Raw genomic sequence first — 16,489 nt, forward strand, 5'->3', positions numbered from 1 at the left:
CGCGGCCGGAACGGCTCTGCCGCACCCCCTCGGCGACCGGGTGCGGGGCGTGCGTTCCCAGGAATTGCACAGGAATGTTTTCACTCTTGTTTCCCGCAATCTGACACACTACTATTTCGCATCACTCCGCCTCGCGGGGAATGCTTTGCGCCATAGGGAAATGCGCTCCCATTTCCGGCGCCGGGCAATTCGAACGACACGCTCAGTAGCGTGTCTTCCGAGTAAGGATCAGTTTGATGAAGAACATCCGCCGGTTCGGTCTGAGTGCCGTGGGCATCGCCGCCGTCTCCGCCACCGTCGCCCTCACCGCCCCGGTCGCCGCGGCCGATTCGAATGCCAACTGCCCCCCGTCCACCCCGGGCGGAACCAGCACCGGCAGCAGCTCGACCAGCCTGGGCCCGCTCGTCAACAACATTCTGAGCAGCCTGGGCGCCCACGGCACTTCGACGGCCAGCGGCACCGCTACCTCGGTCGGCTGACGTTCCGGCTGACGGCCGGTTGCACGGAACCCGCGCGGGGGTCCGAGCAACCGGCCGTTCTGTTTACCGGGCGGTCTCGATATACCCGGCCCTGTCGATTACGCGGCGTCTGCGGCCTTGAACGTGGCCGCGTAGCAATTGACGTACGGGCGGCCGGAGCGGCGCACGATATCCGCCATCAGGTCGTCGGTGGCCTGGCGCACGGCCGGCGGATCGGCGGGCGGGATATAGCGCGGGTGACCGAAGGAGATGCCCACCTTCGCCGGACGCAGGAAACGCCGATTGCGCGGATTGACCCGATCGGTGCCGGACAGCACGACCGGGATGACGGGAGCGCCCGTCTCCATGGCCACCCGGACCGCGCCGGTGCGTCCGCGGTAGACGCGGCCGTCGGGTGAGCGGGTCCCCTCCGGGTGAATGCCCCAGATGCCGCCCGACCTGAGAATGCGGACCGCGGCGGCCAGTGAATCCGATCCCGCGGTGCCGCCGCTGCGATCCACCGGCACTTGGCCGGTGGCGTTCATGACGAAGCGTTTGATGCAGCCGCGGAAGCCGCTCCCGGTGAAGTACTCCTGCTTGGCGATGAAGGTGACCCTGCGGCGCAGCGCCAGGCACAGGTAGAACGAGTCCACCACGGCCAGATGGTTCGCCGCGATGATCACCGGGCCGTCCTTCGGGACATGGTGCAGCCCTTCGATCTTCGGTCGCCCGAGGAGTCGCAGCACCGGCCCCACCAATACCTGCTTCAGTAGCCAGTACCACATGGAATGCCTCCCGAATCGTGGCCGTAGACAATGTCTACTCACTGTTCCTACCGGACCGGAGTAGACACTGTCTACCCTTATCGGGAGAATGTGACGCATGACTGCACTCGAGCCGCTGCGGGAACGCCTGGTGACCGCGGGTGTCGCCCTGCTCGAGGAGGTCGGCTCCGGCGAGCTCGGCCTCCGCGCCATCGCCCGCGAGGCAGGGGTCTCGCACGGCGCCCCCCGGCGATACTTCCCCACCCACAGTGCCCTGCTGGCTGCCATCGCCGCGCGTGGCTACACCGACCTGCGGACCGAAATCGATGCGGTGCAGGGTGATACGGCGCCGGCGCGAGTGCGGCGCACCTGCCTGGCCTACATCGGTTTCGCGGCCGCGAGGCCGGAGATGTTCACCCTCATGTTCCGCCACGACCTGCTGGAGGGCGCGGGCGAGAACCTGCGGGTGAACACGACACTGCCCATGTTCGCCAGCTGGCGGGCGCTGGTCGCCGAGTGCGTGCGCGACGGCGCGGACGAGCGGGCCCTGAGCCTGTGGACCCAGCTGCACGGTATCGCGGTGGTGGTCGCGAATCGCAGTATCGAGGCGATCGCGCCGGGGACCGATATCGAAGCGCTGGTCGCGCAGGCCGTCGCCCGGCACCTCGCCGGGCAGATCGGCGAATAGCGTGCCGGACCGGACGGCGCTGGACCGGCCGGTCGGGCAGAGGGGCCGGTCACGTACCCTGGGGCGGTTGCCTCGTCTGCACAAAAAGGAGTCTTCCGTGAGTTCCCCGACTGCCCCCTCAGCTACCGCCGGTCGGCTGGCCGACGAGGCGGCGCGGCGGCGCACCTTCGCGGTGATCTCCCACCCGGACGCGGGTAAATCGACGCTCACCGAGGCGCTGGCGCTGCACGCCAAGATGATCTCCGAGGCGGGCGCGATCCACGGCAAGGCCGGTCGCCGGTCCACCGTCTCCGACTGGATGGAGATGGAGAAGGCGCGCGGTATCTCCGTCAGCTCCACGGCCCTGCAGTTCGAGTACGGCGACTGCGTCATCAACCTGGTGGACACCCCCGGCCACTCCGACTTCTCGGAGGACACCTACCGCGTGCTCACCGCGGTGGACGCTGCGGTCATGCTCATCGATGCCGCCAAGGGCCTGGAACCGCAGACGCTCAAGCTCTTTCAGGTCGCGCGCGATCGCGGCATCCCGGTCATCACCGTCATCAACAAGTGGGACCGCCCGGGCCAGGCGCCGCTGGAACTGCTGGACGAGATCGTGGAGCGCATCGGTCTGACCCCCACCCCGCTGTTCCTCCCGGTCGGCATCGCCGGCGACTTCCGCGGCCTGCTGCGCCGCGGCGAGGAGGGCACGCCCACCGAGTACATCCACTTCACCCGCACCGCGGGCGGCGCGACCATCGCCCCCGAGGAGCACTTCACGCCCGAGCAGGCCGCCGAGCGCGAGGGCGATGTGTGGGCCACCGCCGCCGAGGAGAGCGAACTGCTCTCGGCCGCGGGGCAGGACCACGATCAGGAACTGTTCCTGGCCGGGCACACCTCGCCGGTCATCTATGCCTCCGCCATGCTGAACTTCGGTGTGCGCCAGCTGCTCGACACGCTCGTCGAGCTCGCGCCGCCGCCGCGCGGCCGCAAGGACATCAAGGGCAATCCGCGCGATACCACCGCGCCGTTCAGCGCTGTCATCTTCAAGGTGCAGGCGGGCATGGACACCGCGCACCGCGACCGGCTGGCGTTCATGCGCATCGTCTCCGGTGAGTTCGAGCGCGGCATGGTGGTGACCCACGCGCAGACCGGGCGGCCCTTCGCCACCAAGTACGCGCTGACGGTGTTCGGCCGCGAGCGCACCACCGTCGACACCGCCTACCCGGGTGACGTGGTCGGTCTGGTCAACGCCACCGCGCTGGCTCCCGGGCATACCCTGTTCGTGGACAAGAAGGTGGAGTTCCCGCCGATCCCGTCCTTCGCGCCGGAGCACTTCGCGACCTTGCGGGCCCAGACCGCGGGCAAGTACAAGCAGTTCCGCAAGGCTATCGACCAGCTCGACTCGGAGGGCGTGGTGCAGGTGCTGCGCAATGACGCCCGCGGTGACCAGTCGCCGGTACTGGCCGCGGTCGGTCCCATGCAGTTCGAAGTCGTCACGGCCCGAATGCAATCCGAGTTCAATGTCGAGACCCAGCTCGATCACCTGCCGTACCAGCTGGCCCGGCGCACCGACGCGGAATCGGCGGAGGAACTGAACCGTCAGCGCGGTGTCGAGGTCTTCACCCGCACCGACGGCGCGCTGCTCGCGTTGTTCAGCGACAAGTGGCGGTTGCAGTACATCACCAAGGAGATGCCGAAGCTGACCCTCGAACTCCTGGTCGCCGGAACCGAATAGCCGGTGCCGCGACCCACCCCGGGTCGGTTCAGCCGAGGTGGGTGGCGGTGGCCGAGCGCCGGAGCTTGCCGGAGGAGGTCTTGGGCAACGCGCCCGGGCCGAGAACGGTCACGCTGCGGGGCCGGACCCCAACCTCGGAGAAGACCGCGTGCACGATGTCGTGCTCGATGCGGTGTACCTCCTCGGGATTCTGGTGATCGTTGGATTCGACTACGACGGCGAAGCTTTCGCGTTTCTGTCCGGCGTCGAGGCGCACGGCCACCGCATTGCCGGGTCGAACTCCCTTGACGCGCAGGGCCGCTCGCTCGACGTCGGTGGGGAAGATGTTGCGGCCCGCCATGATGATGACGTCCTTGATGCGGCCGCACACCACCACCAGTCCGTCGTCGGTGAAGTAGCCGAGGTCGCCGGTGTCGAGCCAGCCCTCGGGATCCTGCGCGGCGCGGAAGCCGTCCACCGTGAGGTATCCGGATGTGACCGCGGGGCCGCGTAATTCGATGACGCCGACGCTGCGCACCGGGAGGGGCCGGCGCTCGGCGTCCACGATCCGGCCCTCGAGGTTGTCGACCAGGTAGCCGAGGGTCGGCAGGCGGCGCACCCCGCCGTGATGGTGTTCCGGATCGCGGATGGGGACGGCCTTGCCGAGGGCCTCCAGCAGGTCGGCGTCGACGACGTCGAGGACCTGGCCGAGGCCCGGATCGGGGATGGAGACCGCCAGGGTGGTCTCGGCCATGCCGTAGACGGGGGTGAGGGCCATGGGGTTGAGGCCGAAGCGTTTTCCGGCCTCGGCGAGGGCGTCCATGGTGTCGGCCTCGACGGGTTCCGCGCCGTTCCACATGTAACGGACGCTGCTCAGATCGACCGCACCGTCGGCCGCGTTCCGCAGTCGGCGGGCCAGCAGCGAATACGCGAAATTCGGTGCGGCGGTGACGGTTCCGCGATATTTCGAGATCAACTCGGCCCACAGGATGGGGCGGGTCAGGAAGTCCAGCGGGGTCACGCACACCACTTCGGCGCCGAATTGCATGGGCACGCTGAGGAATCCGACCATGCCCATGTCGTGGAACAGCGGCAGCCAGCTGATCATCACGTCGTCGTCGAGCTGGAATTTCACCCGATCGAACATGGCGTGGGCGTTCACGAAGAAGTTGCCGTGCGTGATCTGCACCGCCTTGGGCGACCCGGTGGATCCGGATGTCAACTGCTGCAGGGCGATATCCTCCTCGCCGGTCGGCACCGGCTCGATCGGCTCGCCCGTGCGCATGGCGGCGATGGTCACCACCGCGATACCGCGTTCGCGCAGCAGCGGTTCCGCGATCTCGAACGGCGCGCCCAGAATGACGGCCCGCGCCTGGATCATGCCCAGCACGGTCTCGGTGTCGTGCGCCCACACCTGCAGATCGGTGCGCGGGGTCGGCTGGTGCAGCATGGTGATCGAGGCGCCGCGCATCCACACCGCCTGGCAGGCGGGCGCGATGTCCACCGGCATGCCGGCCAGCACGCCCACCGCGTCGCCCGGGCCGATCCCGGCGGCGGTCAGGCCGCCGGCCATCCGGCGGGCGATGTCATGGATCCGGCCCCAGTCGTCCCGCACCGGCGCATCCGGTTCACCGGTCACCAGCCCTCTCCGGGAAACGCGGGCGGTGGCATACATTTCGTCGGTGAATCGGCTCACGATCGACTCCTCAAACGCCGAACCAGCACCTCAAATGATCCCGCGCCCGGTGCGGGCTGTTAACCGTTTCGGAGTTTTGGGCGGCGGTCAGACGAAGGTCCTGACCGCCCCGACGAAGCGATCCAGGTCCTGGTAGTCGACGAAGCAGTGCGGGGAGGCACGGACCACCGAGTTCAGTTCTCTGGCGGTCATATCGAGCAGCGTGGAGCCGCGGTGGCTGACCGTCACCGTGATGGCCTCGGCGGCCAGCCGATCGCGCACCTGGACCGGTTCCAGGCCGTCGACGGTGAAGGACACGATGCCCGCGTGCTGGATGCCCCGGTCGCGTACGTCGACGCCGGGAATCTCCTGCAGGGCCTTGCGCAGGTACTCGGCGCGTTCGGCGATCGCCGCGTACACCTGCGCCGGACCCAGGTCGAGCAGGTAGCGCACGGCCGCGCCCAGCGCGAGGCGGCTCGCGACCGAGCATTCCCAGAATTCGAAGCGACCGGCGTCGGGGGAGAGCACGTAGTCGTCGGGGGCGATCCACTCGGCGCTGTGCAGGTCGAGCCGGCCGGGCTCGAGACTCAGCGCCAGGTCGGGCCGCACATACAGAAATCCGGTGCCACGCGGGCCGCGCAGCCACTTGCGGCCGGTGGCGGACAGCGCGTCCACGTCGAGTTCGGCGACATCGAGTGGCAGCTGACCGGCCGACTGGCACGCGTCCAGCAGCGCCAGCGCACCGACCCGGTGTGCGATGCGGGCGGCCTCGGCGACCGGGTTCACCAGGCCGCCATTGGTCGGAACATGTACCAGCGACACCAGTTTCACGCGCTCGTCGATCATGGCGTCCAGGGCGTCGAGGTCGAGCTGCCCGCTGCTGTCGCTGGGAATGGCCTCGACGACCGCGCCGGTCTGCCGGGCGCGCTGCAGGGCGGCGATGGCATTGCTGCCGTAGTCCACGCCGGAGATCAGGATGCGGTCGCCGGGGCTCAGCGGAACCGAGTAGAAGAAGTCGCTCCAGGAGCGGCTGGCGCTGTCGCTGAGGGCCAGCGCGGCCGGGTCGGCATTGATCAGTTCGGCAATGGCCGTCTTGACGCCGTGCAGGTCGTCGATGCGCTCGTTGGCGGCGCGGTAGCCACCGATCTCGGCCTCGCGGCGCAGGTGGTCGATGGCGGTGTCGACGACGATCCGCGGGGGGAGCGAGGACCCGGCGCTGTCGAGAAAGACCTGATTCCGGCACCCCGGCGTGTCGGCGCGCAGACGGGCGATGTCCAGTGTGGCGTTGTCTCTCACACGTTCGACCCTATCCACCGCGTCAGCGGGCCGTGGTGAGCCGAGGCCCCGGATCCATGCCCGCCATCCGCTGGAACGGGCCGCGGATGCGCATCGTGAGCTGGAGGAACGCCGCGATGCCGGGGCCATCGTGCTCTCGGTGCGGCCCTGATTGGCAGGTTGGGGAATCGGCTGTTCCTCTGCAGGCGTTCTCCATTTCGTCAGATTTCTTGTCACCGTCGCTCGCTACTCTTGTTTGGGTCGCCGTGCGATCCCCAGCGGCGACCGCATCAGACGGAGGTTGGCAATGGCTGTCACGGCGTCACCGACCGATGTGCTGCACAGTGGCCTGGCCGAATCGGAGCCGGGCGGCGAATTCACGTCACGCGCCGCCGCCGAGGCTTACGTCGGAAAAGTCTGTTTCAAACAAGGCCCACCGCTGCTCATCGGCGCCGAACTGGAGTGGCTCACCGCGCAAGGTGAACTTTCGGCGACCAACTCGCGTCCGGACCCGAGGGTCCTCGCGGACGCTCTCGGACCGTATGCGCCACGGTCCATTTCCCCCGATTCCCCGGCCGTTCCGTTGCCGGGAGGCAGCCGGGTCACCCTCGAACCCGGCGGTCAGATCGAACTGTCCAGTGCCCCGTTCGGCACCGCCGCCGAACTGTGCGAGCGCTTGCGGGCAGACTCGATACGCCTGCGGGAGCTGCTCGAATCCCGCGAAATCCGAACTATTTCCGCCGCCGCCGATGCCACTCGGCGGCCGCTTCGTGTGCTGCAGCTGCCGCGCTATCGGGCCATGGAGCGGTCCTTCGCCGGCATCGGCCCATTCGGCGCGCTCATGATGTGCAATACCGCCGCCACCCAGGTGAGCGTCGACGCGGGCGCGAATCCTGCCGAGATCGCCGCCCGCTGGCAGGTCCTGTACGCCGTGGGTCCGGCCCTGCTGGCCGCTTTCGCCTGCTCACCGGGGCTGCACACCGCCCCGCCCGGTGACTGGGCCTCGCAGCGCATGCGGGCCTGGCAGCGGCTCGATCAGCTCCGCACCCGGCCGCCCGTGCACGACTGGGCCGACCCGATCACCGGGTACGCGCGCTGGGCGCTGGACGTGCCGCTGCTGTGCGTGCGGTCGCTGGACCCGCAGGCCGGTGACTGGTCGGCCCCGCCGGGGGCCACCTTCGCCGACTGGCTGTGCGGGGCGCTCGACGAGGAGATCGGCCGCCGCCCGGACCGGGGGGATCTGGACTACCACCTCACTACCCTCTTCCCGCCGGTCCGTGCGGCCGGGCACCTCGAGGTCCGCTACCTCGACACGCAGCCGGGCGACGGGTGGTCGGTGCCGGTGCATGCCATCGACGCGCTGCTGTCCGATCCCGGAACCATCACGGAGGCAACGGCTCTGGCCGCCTCCACCGCGGATCTCTGGTCCGAATCCGCCCGCCGCGGGCTGGCCGACGCGGAGCTGCGGGCAGCCGCGGTCGCCCTGCTCGACCTGGCCACCGCGCATGCCGCCACTCCCGAGGCGGCCAAGGATTTGGCTGCCGCGGCCGACCGATGTCGCAGCGGCCGCACCCCGACAGAATCGGAAGTTCTCTCATGACTGTTCAGCATCTGCCGGGTTCGGATCGGGCGGAGACCGAGGCGTTGCGCGGACGGATCGCGGACGCGCTGGAACGGGCACGCCGGCGGACCATCGGACTGACCGAGTGCGTCGACGAGGCCGAACTGGTCGCGCAGCACTCGCGGCTGATGAGCCCGCTGGTCTGGGATCTCGCGCACATCGGCAACCAGGAGGAACTCTGGCTGGTGCGCGATGTGGGCGGGCGGGAACCCGTGCGGCAGGACATCGATCACCTCTACGACGCTTTCCGGCACGCGCGGGCGGACCGGCCCGCGCTGCCGCTGCTGGATCCGGCGCAGGCCCGCGACTATGTCGGCACCGTGCGGGACAAGGTGTGGGATGTGCTGGACCGCAGCCCCTTACGCGGCAATGACCTGGTCCACGACGGTTTCGCCTTCGGCATGATCGCTCAGCACGAGCAGCAGCACGACGAGACCATGCTCGCCACCCATCAGTTGCGGACCGGCGAAGCCGTGCTGTCCGCCCCGCCCACCCCCGCCGCGCGGGTGGCGGTCACCGGTGAAGTCGTCATTGCCGCAGGCGAATTCATCATGGGCACCGACTCCGATCCCTGGGCGCTGGACAACGAGCGGCCCGCGCACCCGGTGCACGTCGACGCCTTCGCCATCGACGCCGCGCCCATCACGAACGAGCAGTATCTGGCCTTCGTCGACGACGGCGGCTACGAGCGGCCCGAGCTGTGGTCCGAACGCGGCTGGGCGCACCGCGTGGAGGCGGGGCTGACCGCGCCCCAGTTCTGGGAGCAGGACGCCGGAGGGCGTTGGTGGCGTCGGGTTTTCGGCACCATGCAGCCGCTGCGCGCCCACCAGCCGGTGGTGCACGTCTGCTGGTTCGAGGCCGAGGCTTACGCGAACTGGGCTGGCAAGCGCCTGCCCACCGAGGCGGAATGGGAGAAGGCCGCCCGCTTCGATCCGGCCACCGGCCGCTCCCGCCGATACCCTTGGGGCGACATCGATCCCACCGATACCCTGGCGAATCTCGGCCAGCACCACCTGGAGCCGGCCGATGTCGGAGCCTACCCCGCGGGCGCGTCCCCGGCCGGTGTCCATCAGCTGATCGGCGACGTCTGGGAATGGACCGCTTCGGGTTTCGAGGCCTACCCGGGCTTCCGCGCCTTCCCGTACCGGGAATACTCCGAGGTCTTCTTCGGCGGCGACTACCGCGTCCTGCGTGGTGGTTCCTTCGGCGCGGACCAGGTCGCCTCCCGTGGCACCTTCCGCAACTGGGATCACCCGATCCGCCGCCAGATCTTCGCCGGCTTCCGCCTCGCCCGGGACTTGCGATCGGACGAGCGCTGATGTGCCGTCACCTCGCCTACCTGGGCCCACCCACCCCGGTAGGGGTGCTCCTGACCCGGGGCTCGAATTCCCTGCGTACCCAATCCTGGGCTCCGCGCGACATGCGCGGCGGGGGCACCATCAACGCCGACGGTTTCGGCGTCGCCTGGTGGCACCACCCCGATGCCGCCGCGCCCGACCACGGACCCGGCGTCGTCTGGCACGGCGGCACGGCGGCGGATATCCGGGCTGCGGCGGAATCCGTCGGCGCTCAGGCGGATCAGGCCGGATCCGTCGCCGCGGATGTGGATCCGGTGGTCAGCCGGTATCGCAATGCGGCACCGATCTGGACGGATCCGGCGGTCGACGAGGTGTTGCCGCAGATTCGGTCCGGAGCAGTACTGGCCGCGATCCGTTCCGCCACAGTGGGAATGCCGGTGGAGCGAGCAGCCTGCGCCCCGTTCACCCACGGCCGCTGGGCCTTCAGCCACAACGGCGCGATCCCCGACTGGCCGCGGGCGTTGAGTGCGGTTGCCGCCGAATTGGGTTCGCCACCGCTCCTGGAGGCCGAGTCCCTGACCGACTCCGCCGCCCTGTGGGTGATCCTGCGCGGACTGCTCGACGGTGGTGGCGACACCACTGTGGGCGTCGAGCATTCGGGCATCGGCGAATCGCGGAGTTTCGGCGCGACGGTGACGTCCCGGTCGTCGATCGGTGTCACCTCGGCTTCCGGTGCAGCGCCGAAGGTTCGGACCTGGGGGTCGGCCACGACCTCCGACGGCTCGGCCGGCGCGGCGCTCCACGGCGCGCGGACGAGAGATCCGGGGGAGGTATTGCGGCTGGTGATGGCGGCAGTGCTGGCGCGGTCGCCCCGCGCGCGGTTGAACTTGCTGATGGGGGATGGGGCGGGGATTTGGGGGACGACGTGGCATCACTCTTTGTCGGTGCTGGAGACCGACGGGTTCGTGTTGGTGGCCTCGGAACCGTTCGATGACGATCCGCGGTGGCGGCCGATTGCCGATCGGCAGTTGCTGAGCGTGCGGGACGGGCGGGTGTCGGTGGAACCACTGGATATCGAGATCGGAAAGGCTGGCTCATGACTGCGGCTACGCTGGAAATTCATCTGACCGACGAGGATTTGACGACCGCGCTGCGCGCGGACGTGCGACAGGGGCTGACCGCGGAACCGAAGTGGTTGCCGCCCAAGTGGTTCTACGACGCGCGCGGCAGCGAGCTGTTCGAGAAGATCACCGAGCTGCCCGAGTACTACCCGACCCGCACCGAGCGGGCCCTGCTGGAACGGGTGGTCGGCGAGATCGCGCGGACCGCGCAGGCCGAGGTGCTGGTCGAGCTCGGCGCGGGCTCGGCGGCCAAGACCCGGCTGCTGCTCAACGCGTTGCAGGCCGAGGGTCCGCTGAAGAGCTATGTGCCGCAGGATGTCTCGGTCTCGGCGCTGCGGATGGCGGCGGACGAGGTGGCCGCGGAGTTCCCCGGCCTGGGCGTGCACGGCGTGGTCAGCGATTTCACCGCCACCCTCGACAACCTGCCCGGCGGCGGCCGCCGTATGGTCGCCTTCCTGGGCGGCACCATCGGAAACCTGATCCCCGCAGAGCGCGCCGAATTCCTCGGCGGCATCCGGGATGTCCTGGAACCGGGCGAGCAGCTGCTGCTCGGCGCGGGCCTGGTCATCGACCCGGCGGTCCTGGTCCCCGCCTACGACGACGCCGCGGGTGTCACCGCGGAATTCAATCGCAATGTGCTGCATGTCCTGAACACCCGGCTGGGCGCGGACTTCGAACCGGAGAAGTTCAGGCACGTCGCGATCTGGGACGCCGAGCGGGAGTGGATCGAAATGCGCCTCGAAGCCACCGAGGCCATGGCCGTCCACATCCCGCAGCTCGACCTGACCGTCGATTTCGCGGCGGGCGAGCAGCTGCGCACCGAGATCTCCGCCAAGTTCCGCCGCGAGGTCCTCGAAAGCGAGCTGGACGCAGCCGGTTTCACCACCGAGCTGGTGTGGACCGATCCCGCCGAGCGGTTCGCCCTGGTGCTCGCCGAGCGCAGGTAGGTATGCGGGCGGTGGCGGCTACTTCTGCGCCGTCACCGCCGCCAGCCACTCGATGAGTGGCCGCATCTCCTCCCACGCCGCCCGGACCTCCCGGGCGGCGCGCGGGGTGCTCAGCCACTTGGGTGCGCCGAAATCCCTTCCGGCGGTGAGGGATTTGTGCCGCAGCAGCTCGATGCGCGGGTGATCGATGTCGTAGCCCTTGGGTTTGGTCGCCAGCTTGTCCCCGCCGATCTGGTATCCGGCCGAGACGAGCCGTGCGATCAGCCCTTCCAGCTCCGTCCCGCGCACCTCGTCGTCGATGGCGGCCCGCAACGCGGCCAGCTGGGCGCTCTCGGCGGCGTACATGCCGCCGCCTACCCGCAGTCCGGCAGCGCTGATCTGGACGTACCAGCCGGAGTACTGCGCGCTGTACACCACCGCGCCCTGATGGTTCTTGTAGGGCGACTTGTCCTTGGCGAAGCGCACATCCCGGTACGGCCGGAAGATCTTGGCCTCGCCGAAGTCCGGTTCCAGCTCGGCGACAAGCGCTTTCATCGGATCCCGGACGGACTCCTCCCATACCTGCTTGTGGGCGTTCCAGAAGGTCTTGCTGTTGTCGGCTTCCAGATCCTCGTAGAAGTCGAGTCCGGCGAGCGGGAATCCGGTGAATGCGGTCATGTCAATCAGTGTTCGGCATGACCCCGGAGCCGTAGATCGCGACCCCGATGATGATGCCCAGCACCAGCGCCACCCCGGAGGCGACCGCGGCCCACTTGCCCAGCGGCTCGCCCTTGCTGTGCCCGATCACGCCGAGCACGATGCCCGCGATGCCGAACAGCGGTGGGCAGAAGATGAGCGCGATGACCGCACAGACGAATCCGATGATCGAGAAGGTCTGCGGCCCGCTGCGCGGCGGCGGCGCACCGAAATTCGCGCCACCGGGATACGGCTGGTACGGCTGACCGTGGGGCTGCTGCTGACCGTAGGGCTCCTGACCGGGTCCGAACTGCTGCGGGTACGGCGGCTGCGCACCTTGGGGGTAAGAAGGCTGCGACCCCTGAGGGTAGGGAGCGTTCGGGTAGGGCGGAAAGCCGCCGCCCGGGTAGGCGGCCGGTGGCTGATCGCCCTGTGGCGGGTATCCGTACATCCCGCCCGCCGGGTACTGCTGCTGGGCCGGTGGAGGCTCGGACTGCGCGGCCGGATCGGACTGAGTGGGGTCGGGCTGACCGGGAGGCGGGGGAGTGCCCGGGATGTACCGGAAGGTGATGTCGTCCTGCGGCGGTTCGTCGCTGGGCCGAGCGCCCGAGGCGTCCTTCGGCGTGTCCGCCGCTGGCGTGTCGGATTCCTTCTTGAACATGTCGGCCGGTCCGGTGCCGGATTCGTCGGACGGCTTGCCGGGCTCGTGCGGCGGCGTGCTCATCGCGCCCTCCTCGATCGTGGTGTGCGTCTTCAGGGATATCTCTCTGCGGGACGTGCTACGCAACAGTCCTAATCGCCGAGTTCCTCCACGATGTCCATGGCTGCGACCTCCGCGGGCCGGTCGTCCTCGGCCACGAACTCCTCGCGCTGCCGCCGGCGGCTCCACTCCTGGTCGAGTTCGGCTCCGATGCCGAGCCTGCCGGTGTCGGCGCTCTCGCGGTCGCGGATGACGAGGTCCTCGGGCGGATCGGTGATGAACCGCGTGTACTCGCGGATCTCGTCCTCCTGATCGTCGTCGCCCAGGTCGTAGTCGAGGTTGTCGACATCGCTGTCGAAGACCTGATCGGTGTCGAAGATCTCGTCCATCAGGCGGGCATCGTCCTCGTCGGGCCGGCCGGCCATTCGGCACCACCTCTCCGCGCAGTCAGCGCACCAGTAGCAACCCCTGAGTTCGATCCAACGCTACCGCTTACCTTCAGAAACGGACATCCATTGCCATCCCCATTTCGCACAGAAGCGCCCCTCCCGGAAGTGGGAGGGGCGCTCGTTGAAACGATTGTGATGGCCGCCCCGGTGGGTTCGGGGCAGAGCCCCGGTTGCCGTGGGGGTTCAGGGGCGGAGCCCCTGAGAGCCTACGAGAGTCCCGGTTATGCGTTCCCGTTGAAAAGGCCGGTGACGGAACCGTTTTCGAAGACCTCGCGGATGGTCTGCGCCAGCAGCGGGGCGATCGACAGCACGGTCAGCGTCGGGAACTTCTTGGCCTCGTCGATCGGCAGGGTGTTGGTCACCACGACCTCCTTGGCCCCGCAGCTGGCGAGACGCTCGGCGGCCGGGTCCGACAGGATGCCGTGGGTGGCGGCGATGACCACGTCGCCCGCGCCGGCCTGCTCGAGCACCTTGACCGCGCCGGCGATGGTGCCACCGGTGTCGATCATGTCGTCGATCAGGATGCAGGTGCGGCCCTCGACCTCACCGACCACGCGGTTGGAGACGGTCTGGTTGGGGACCAGCGGGTCGCGGGTCTTGTGGATGAATGCCATCGGCGCGTCCGCCAGCGAGTTGGCCCACTTCTCGGCGACCTTCACGCGGCCGGCGTCGGGGGAGACGACCGTGATGTTGGACAGGTCGTAGTTGTTGCGGATGTGCTCGGCCAGCTGCACCTGTGCGTGCATGTGATCGACCGGGCCGTCGAAGAAGCCCTGGATCTGATCGGTGTGCAGGTCGATGGTGATGATGCGGTCCGCGCCCGCGGTCTTGAGCAGGTCCGCGATCAGGCGGGCCGAGATGGGCTCGCGGCCGCGGTGCTTCTTGTCCTGACGGGCGTAGGGGTAGAACGGCAGCACCGAGGTGATGCGCTTGGCCGAACCGCGCTTGAGCGCGTCGATCATGATCAGGTGCTCCATGACCCACTGGTTCAGCGGGGCCGGGAAGCTCTGCAGCACGAAAGCGTCGGAGCCGCGGACCGATTCCTCGAACCGGACGAAGGTCTCACCGTTTGCGAAGTCGCGCGCGGTCTGGGGAGTGACGTGAACGTTGAGTTCCTTGGCCACCGCCTCGGCGAGCTCAGGATGAGCGCGCCCCGAGAACAGCATCAGATTCTTCTGGTTATCGGTAGAGAACGCGGTCACTGACGTTCGCCATCCTTTTGCTCGTTGGATATCTCGGTGGTTCCCGGCGGATCCGGGAGAGCCGCGAGCGCCGCTTCGGCCGCGCGGGCTGCATCGGTGCCGGGGCGATTGCGCTGCACCCAGCCTTCAATGTTGCGTTGTGCTCCACCCGACACCGCGAGCGCTCCCGGGGGAACGCTTCTGCGCAGTACAGTACCCGCCGCCGAATACGCGCCGTCACCCACGGTGACCGGCGCGACGAACATGGTGTCGCTGCCCGTGCGCACGTGCGAGCCGACCGTGGTGTGGTGCTTCTTGACCCCGTCGTAATTGACGAAAACGCTGGACGCGCCGATATTGCTGTATTCGCCGATGGTGGCGTCGCCGACATAGGTGAGGTGCGGGACCTTGGAGTGCGCGCCGATGGTGGCGTTCTTGGTCTCGACGAAGCCGCCGATCTTGCCCTCCGCGCCGAGCGAGGTGCCGGGCCGCAGATAGGCGAAGGGGCCGACGCTCGCGCCCGGGCCGATGCTCGACTTCTCGCCGTGCGTGCGCACCACCTTGGCGGCGTCGCCGACGGTCACGTCGGTGAGCGTACAGTCCGGTCCGATCTCGGCGTCCTCGCCGATCACGGTGTCGCCCAACAGTTGTACGCCCGGCCGGATGACGGCGTCGCGGCCGATCACCACATTGCTGTCGATCCAGGTGCTGCCCGGATCGATGATGGTGACCCCGGCGCGCATGTGCCGTTCCAGGATGTAGCGGTTGAGGGTGCGGGCCGCGCCGGCCAGCTGGACCCGATCGTTCACGCCGGTGACCTTGGCGGAATCGATGAGCCGCGCGCCGTGCACCGGATGTCCGGCCTCACGGGCCAGCTTGAGCACGTCGGTGAGGTACAGCTCATGCCGGGCGTTGGCGGTATCGATGCGCGAGATCATGATTCGCAGCACGGCCGCGTCGAAGACGTAGACCCCGGAGTTGACCTCGGTGATGGCCGCCTGCGCCGGGCTGGCGTCGGCGTGCTCGACGATCTCCAGCACGTGACCCTGGGCGTCGCGCACGATGCGGCCGTAACCGTTGGGGTCCTCGGGCTCGAAAGTCAGTACGGTGACTGCGGATCCGTCGGAGTAGCTGCGGTGCTCGTCGAGCAGCGCGTGCAGGGTGTGCCCGTCCAGCAGTGGCACGTCGGCGTAGGTGACAAGGACGTCGCCGTCGAAGTTCTCCGGCAGCGAGGCGAGCGCGCACTGCACGGCGTGCCCGGTACCGCGCTGTTCCTCCTGCACCGCCAGGGTGATCTGGCGGCCCAGTTCGGCTCCCACCTTGCCGACCGCGTCGCCGACCTGGTCGCGATCGTGACCGATCACGGTGATGAGCGCCGTCGGGTCGATCTCGTGCGCGGCATGCAGCGCGTGCGCGAGCATGCTCCGACCGGCGAGCGGGTGCAACACCTTGGGTGTCTTGGACCGCATTCGGGTTCCGGCTCCGGCGGCGAGAACGACGACGGCGGTCTGCTGTGGCATGGATCTCCCTCGGCTGCCGGTCATCGTGTGCTGAGTCAGGTTGTGCTGGGCCACAGTGGGTCAGCACCCACAGCGTGGTCAGCGATTCTGCGCGGGCCCACCATATCGACCCTGCTCGTGAGCTCCGCCGCCAGGACTCGAACCTGGACAAACTGAACCAAAATCAGTTGTGCTGCCATTACACCACGGCGGATTGGCGCGTCATGCGGGTCTGATCCTCGCATGAAGTACGCCTCTACGTCGAACTGTGCTCCCCCGCCTCTCCGTGTTTCTTGCCGACGAGTCACGTGCGGGGCCGGTTCGCGTCGCGGACCGGCGGTTACGACGCAACGGACTCACCGCGTACCCCGGGAGTTGCCCCGATCGAGACAAATCAGTTGTTACGTTGGCGAATACGGACGGCGAGTGCCCCCTGGCCGCA

At 68.6% G+C, this 16,489-nt stretch carries 15 protein-coding genes and 1 tRNA gene; 7 read left to right on the forward strand and 9 right to left on the reverse strand.

Annotation, left to right across the window (positions count from 1 at the left end; genetic code table 11):
• Positions 1–236 precede the first annotated feature (236 nt).
• Positions 237–479: a hypothetical protein gene (locus AB0L60_RS34605; RefSeq protein ID WP_364623015.1), complete on the forward strand. Its 243-nt coding sequence runs from the start codon at positions 237–239 to the stop codon at positions 477–479.
• Between the two features lie 98 nt (positions 480–577).
• Here the strand turns inward: AB0L60_RS34605 and AB0L60_RS34610 are convergent, their stop codons facing one another.
• Positions 578–1,243 carry a lysophospholipid acyltransferase family protein gene (locus AB0L60_RS34610; protein ID WP_364623018.1) on the reverse strand — a complete coding sequence of 222 codons (666 nt, stop codon included), beginning with the start codon at positions 1,241–1,243 and terminating at the stop codon, positions 578–580.
• 97 nt (positions 1,244–1,340) lie between these two features.
• Here AB0L60_RS34610 and AB0L60_RS34615 point away from each other — a divergent pair, with 97 nt between their 5' ends.
• Positions 1,341–1,910: a TetR/AcrR family transcriptional regulator gene (locus tag AB0L60_RS34615; RefSeq protein WP_364623021.1), complete on the forward strand. Its 570-nt coding sequence runs from the start codon at positions 1,341–1,343 to the stop codon at positions 1,908–1,910.
• A gap of 97 nt (positions 1,911–2,007) precedes the next feature.
• The gene (locus AB0L60_RS34620) at positions 2,008–3,627 is read left to right on the forward strand and encodes a peptide chain release factor 3 (protein WP_364623024.1); all 1,620 of its coding nucleotides are present in this window, start codon (positions 2,008–2,010) and stop codon (positions 3,625–3,627) included.
• A gap of 28 nt (positions 3,628–3,655) precedes the next feature.
• Here the strand turns inward: AB0L60_RS34620 and AB0L60_RS34625 are convergent, their stop codons facing one another.
• Entirely contained in the window at positions 3,656–5,302 is a 1,647-nt protein-coding gene (locus AB0L60_RS34625) for a fatty acyl-AMP ligase (protein WP_364623027.1), read from the reverse strand.
• An 87-nt stretch (positions 5,303–5,389) separates the two neighbouring features.
• Positions 5,390–6,577 (reverse strand): aminotransferase class V-fold PLP-dependent enzyme, encoded by a 1,188-nt coding sequence (locus tag AB0L60_RS34630; RefSeq protein WP_364623030.1) that lies wholly within the window; start codon positions 6,575–6,577, stop codon positions 5,390–5,392.
• Between the two features lie 286 nt (positions 6,578–6,863).
• Here AB0L60_RS34630 and egtA point away from each other — a divergent pair, with 286 nt between their 5' ends.
• The 4 genes from egtA to egtD are packed head-to-tail and all read left to right on the forward strand — an operon-like array spanning position 6,864 to position 11,543.
• Positions 6,864–8,156: an ergothioneine biosynthesis glutamate--cysteine ligase EgtA gene (gene egtA, locus AB0L60_RS34635; RefSeq protein WP_364623033.1), complete on the forward strand. Its 1,293-nt coding sequence runs from the start codon at positions 6,864–6,866 to the stop codon at positions 8,154–8,156.
• The gene (egtB, locus tag AB0L60_RS34640; protein WP_364623036.1) at positions 8,153–9,496 is read left to right on the forward strand and encodes an ergothioneine biosynthesis protein EgtB; all 1,344 of its coding nucleotides are present in this window, start codon (positions 8,153–8,155) and stop codon (positions 9,494–9,496) included. The genes egtA and egtB overlap by 4 nt, the downstream gene beginning before the upstream one ends.
• Entirely contained in the window at positions 9,496–10,575 is a 1,080-nt protein-coding gene (locus tag AB0L60_RS34645; protein ID WP_364623039.1) for an ergothioneine biosynthesis protein EgtC, read from the forward strand. The genes egtB and AB0L60_RS34645 overlap by 1 nt, the downstream gene beginning before the upstream one ends.
• Positions 10,572–11,543 (forward strand): L-histidine N(alpha)-methyltransferase, encoded by a 972-nt coding sequence (gene egtD / locus AB0L60_RS34650; RefSeq protein WP_364623042.1) that lies wholly within the window; start codon positions 10,572–10,574, stop codon positions 11,541–11,543. The genes AB0L60_RS34645 and egtD overlap by 4 nt, the downstream gene beginning before the upstream one ends.
• Before the next feature lie 18 nt (positions 11,544–11,561).
• Here the strand turns inward: egtD and AB0L60_RS34655 are convergent, their stop codons facing one another.
• The 6 genes from AB0L60_RS34655 to AB0L60_RS34680 form a co-directional block, all read right to left on the reverse strand.
• Complete coding sequence (locus tag AB0L60_RS34655) at positions 11,562–12,200, reverse strand: DUF2461 domain-containing protein (protein ID WP_364623045.1); 639 nt, start codon at positions 12,198–12,200, stop codon at positions 11,562–11,564.
• A gap of 1 nt (position 12,201) precedes the next feature.
• Positions 12,202–12,942, reverse strand: a complete 741-nt coding sequence (locus tag AB0L60_RS34660; RefSeq protein WP_364623048.1) for a hypothetical protein — start codon at positions 12,940–12,942, stop codon at positions 12,202–12,204.
• A 68-nt stretch (positions 12,943–13,010) separates the two neighbouring features.
• A complete protein-coding gene (locus AB0L60_RS34665) occupies positions 13,011–13,343 on the reverse strand; it encodes a hypothetical protein (protein WP_364623051.1) in 333 nt (110 codons plus the stop codon).
• 245 nt (positions 13,344–13,588) lie between these two features.
• The gene (locus tag AB0L60_RS34670; RefSeq protein WP_364623054.1) at positions 13,589–14,569 is read right to left on the reverse strand and encodes a ribose-phosphate diphosphokinase; all 981 of its coding nucleotides are present in this window, start codon (positions 14,567–14,569) and stop codon (positions 13,589–13,591) included.
• Positions 14,566–16,068 carry a bifunctional UDP-N-acetylglucosamine diphosphorylase/glucosamine-1-phosphate N-acetyltransferase GlmU gene (gene glmU / locus AB0L60_RS34675; RefSeq protein ID WP_364623057.1) on the reverse strand — a complete coding sequence of 501 codons (1,503 nt, stop codon included), beginning with the start codon at positions 16,066–16,068 and terminating at the stop codon, positions 14,566–14,568. Before glmU ends, AB0L60_RS34670 begins: the two co-directional genes overlap by 4 nt.
• 122 nt (positions 16,069–16,190) lie before the next feature.
• A tRNA-Gln gene (locus AB0L60_RS34680) sits at positions 16,191–16,261 on the reverse strand.
• Positions 16,262–16,489: the final 228 nt, after the last annotated feature.

The sequence above is a fragment of the Nocardia sp. NPDC051981 genome (assembly GCF_040680715.1).
GTDB lineage: Bacteria > Actinomycetota > Actinomycetes > Mycobacteriales > Mycobacteriaceae > Nocardia.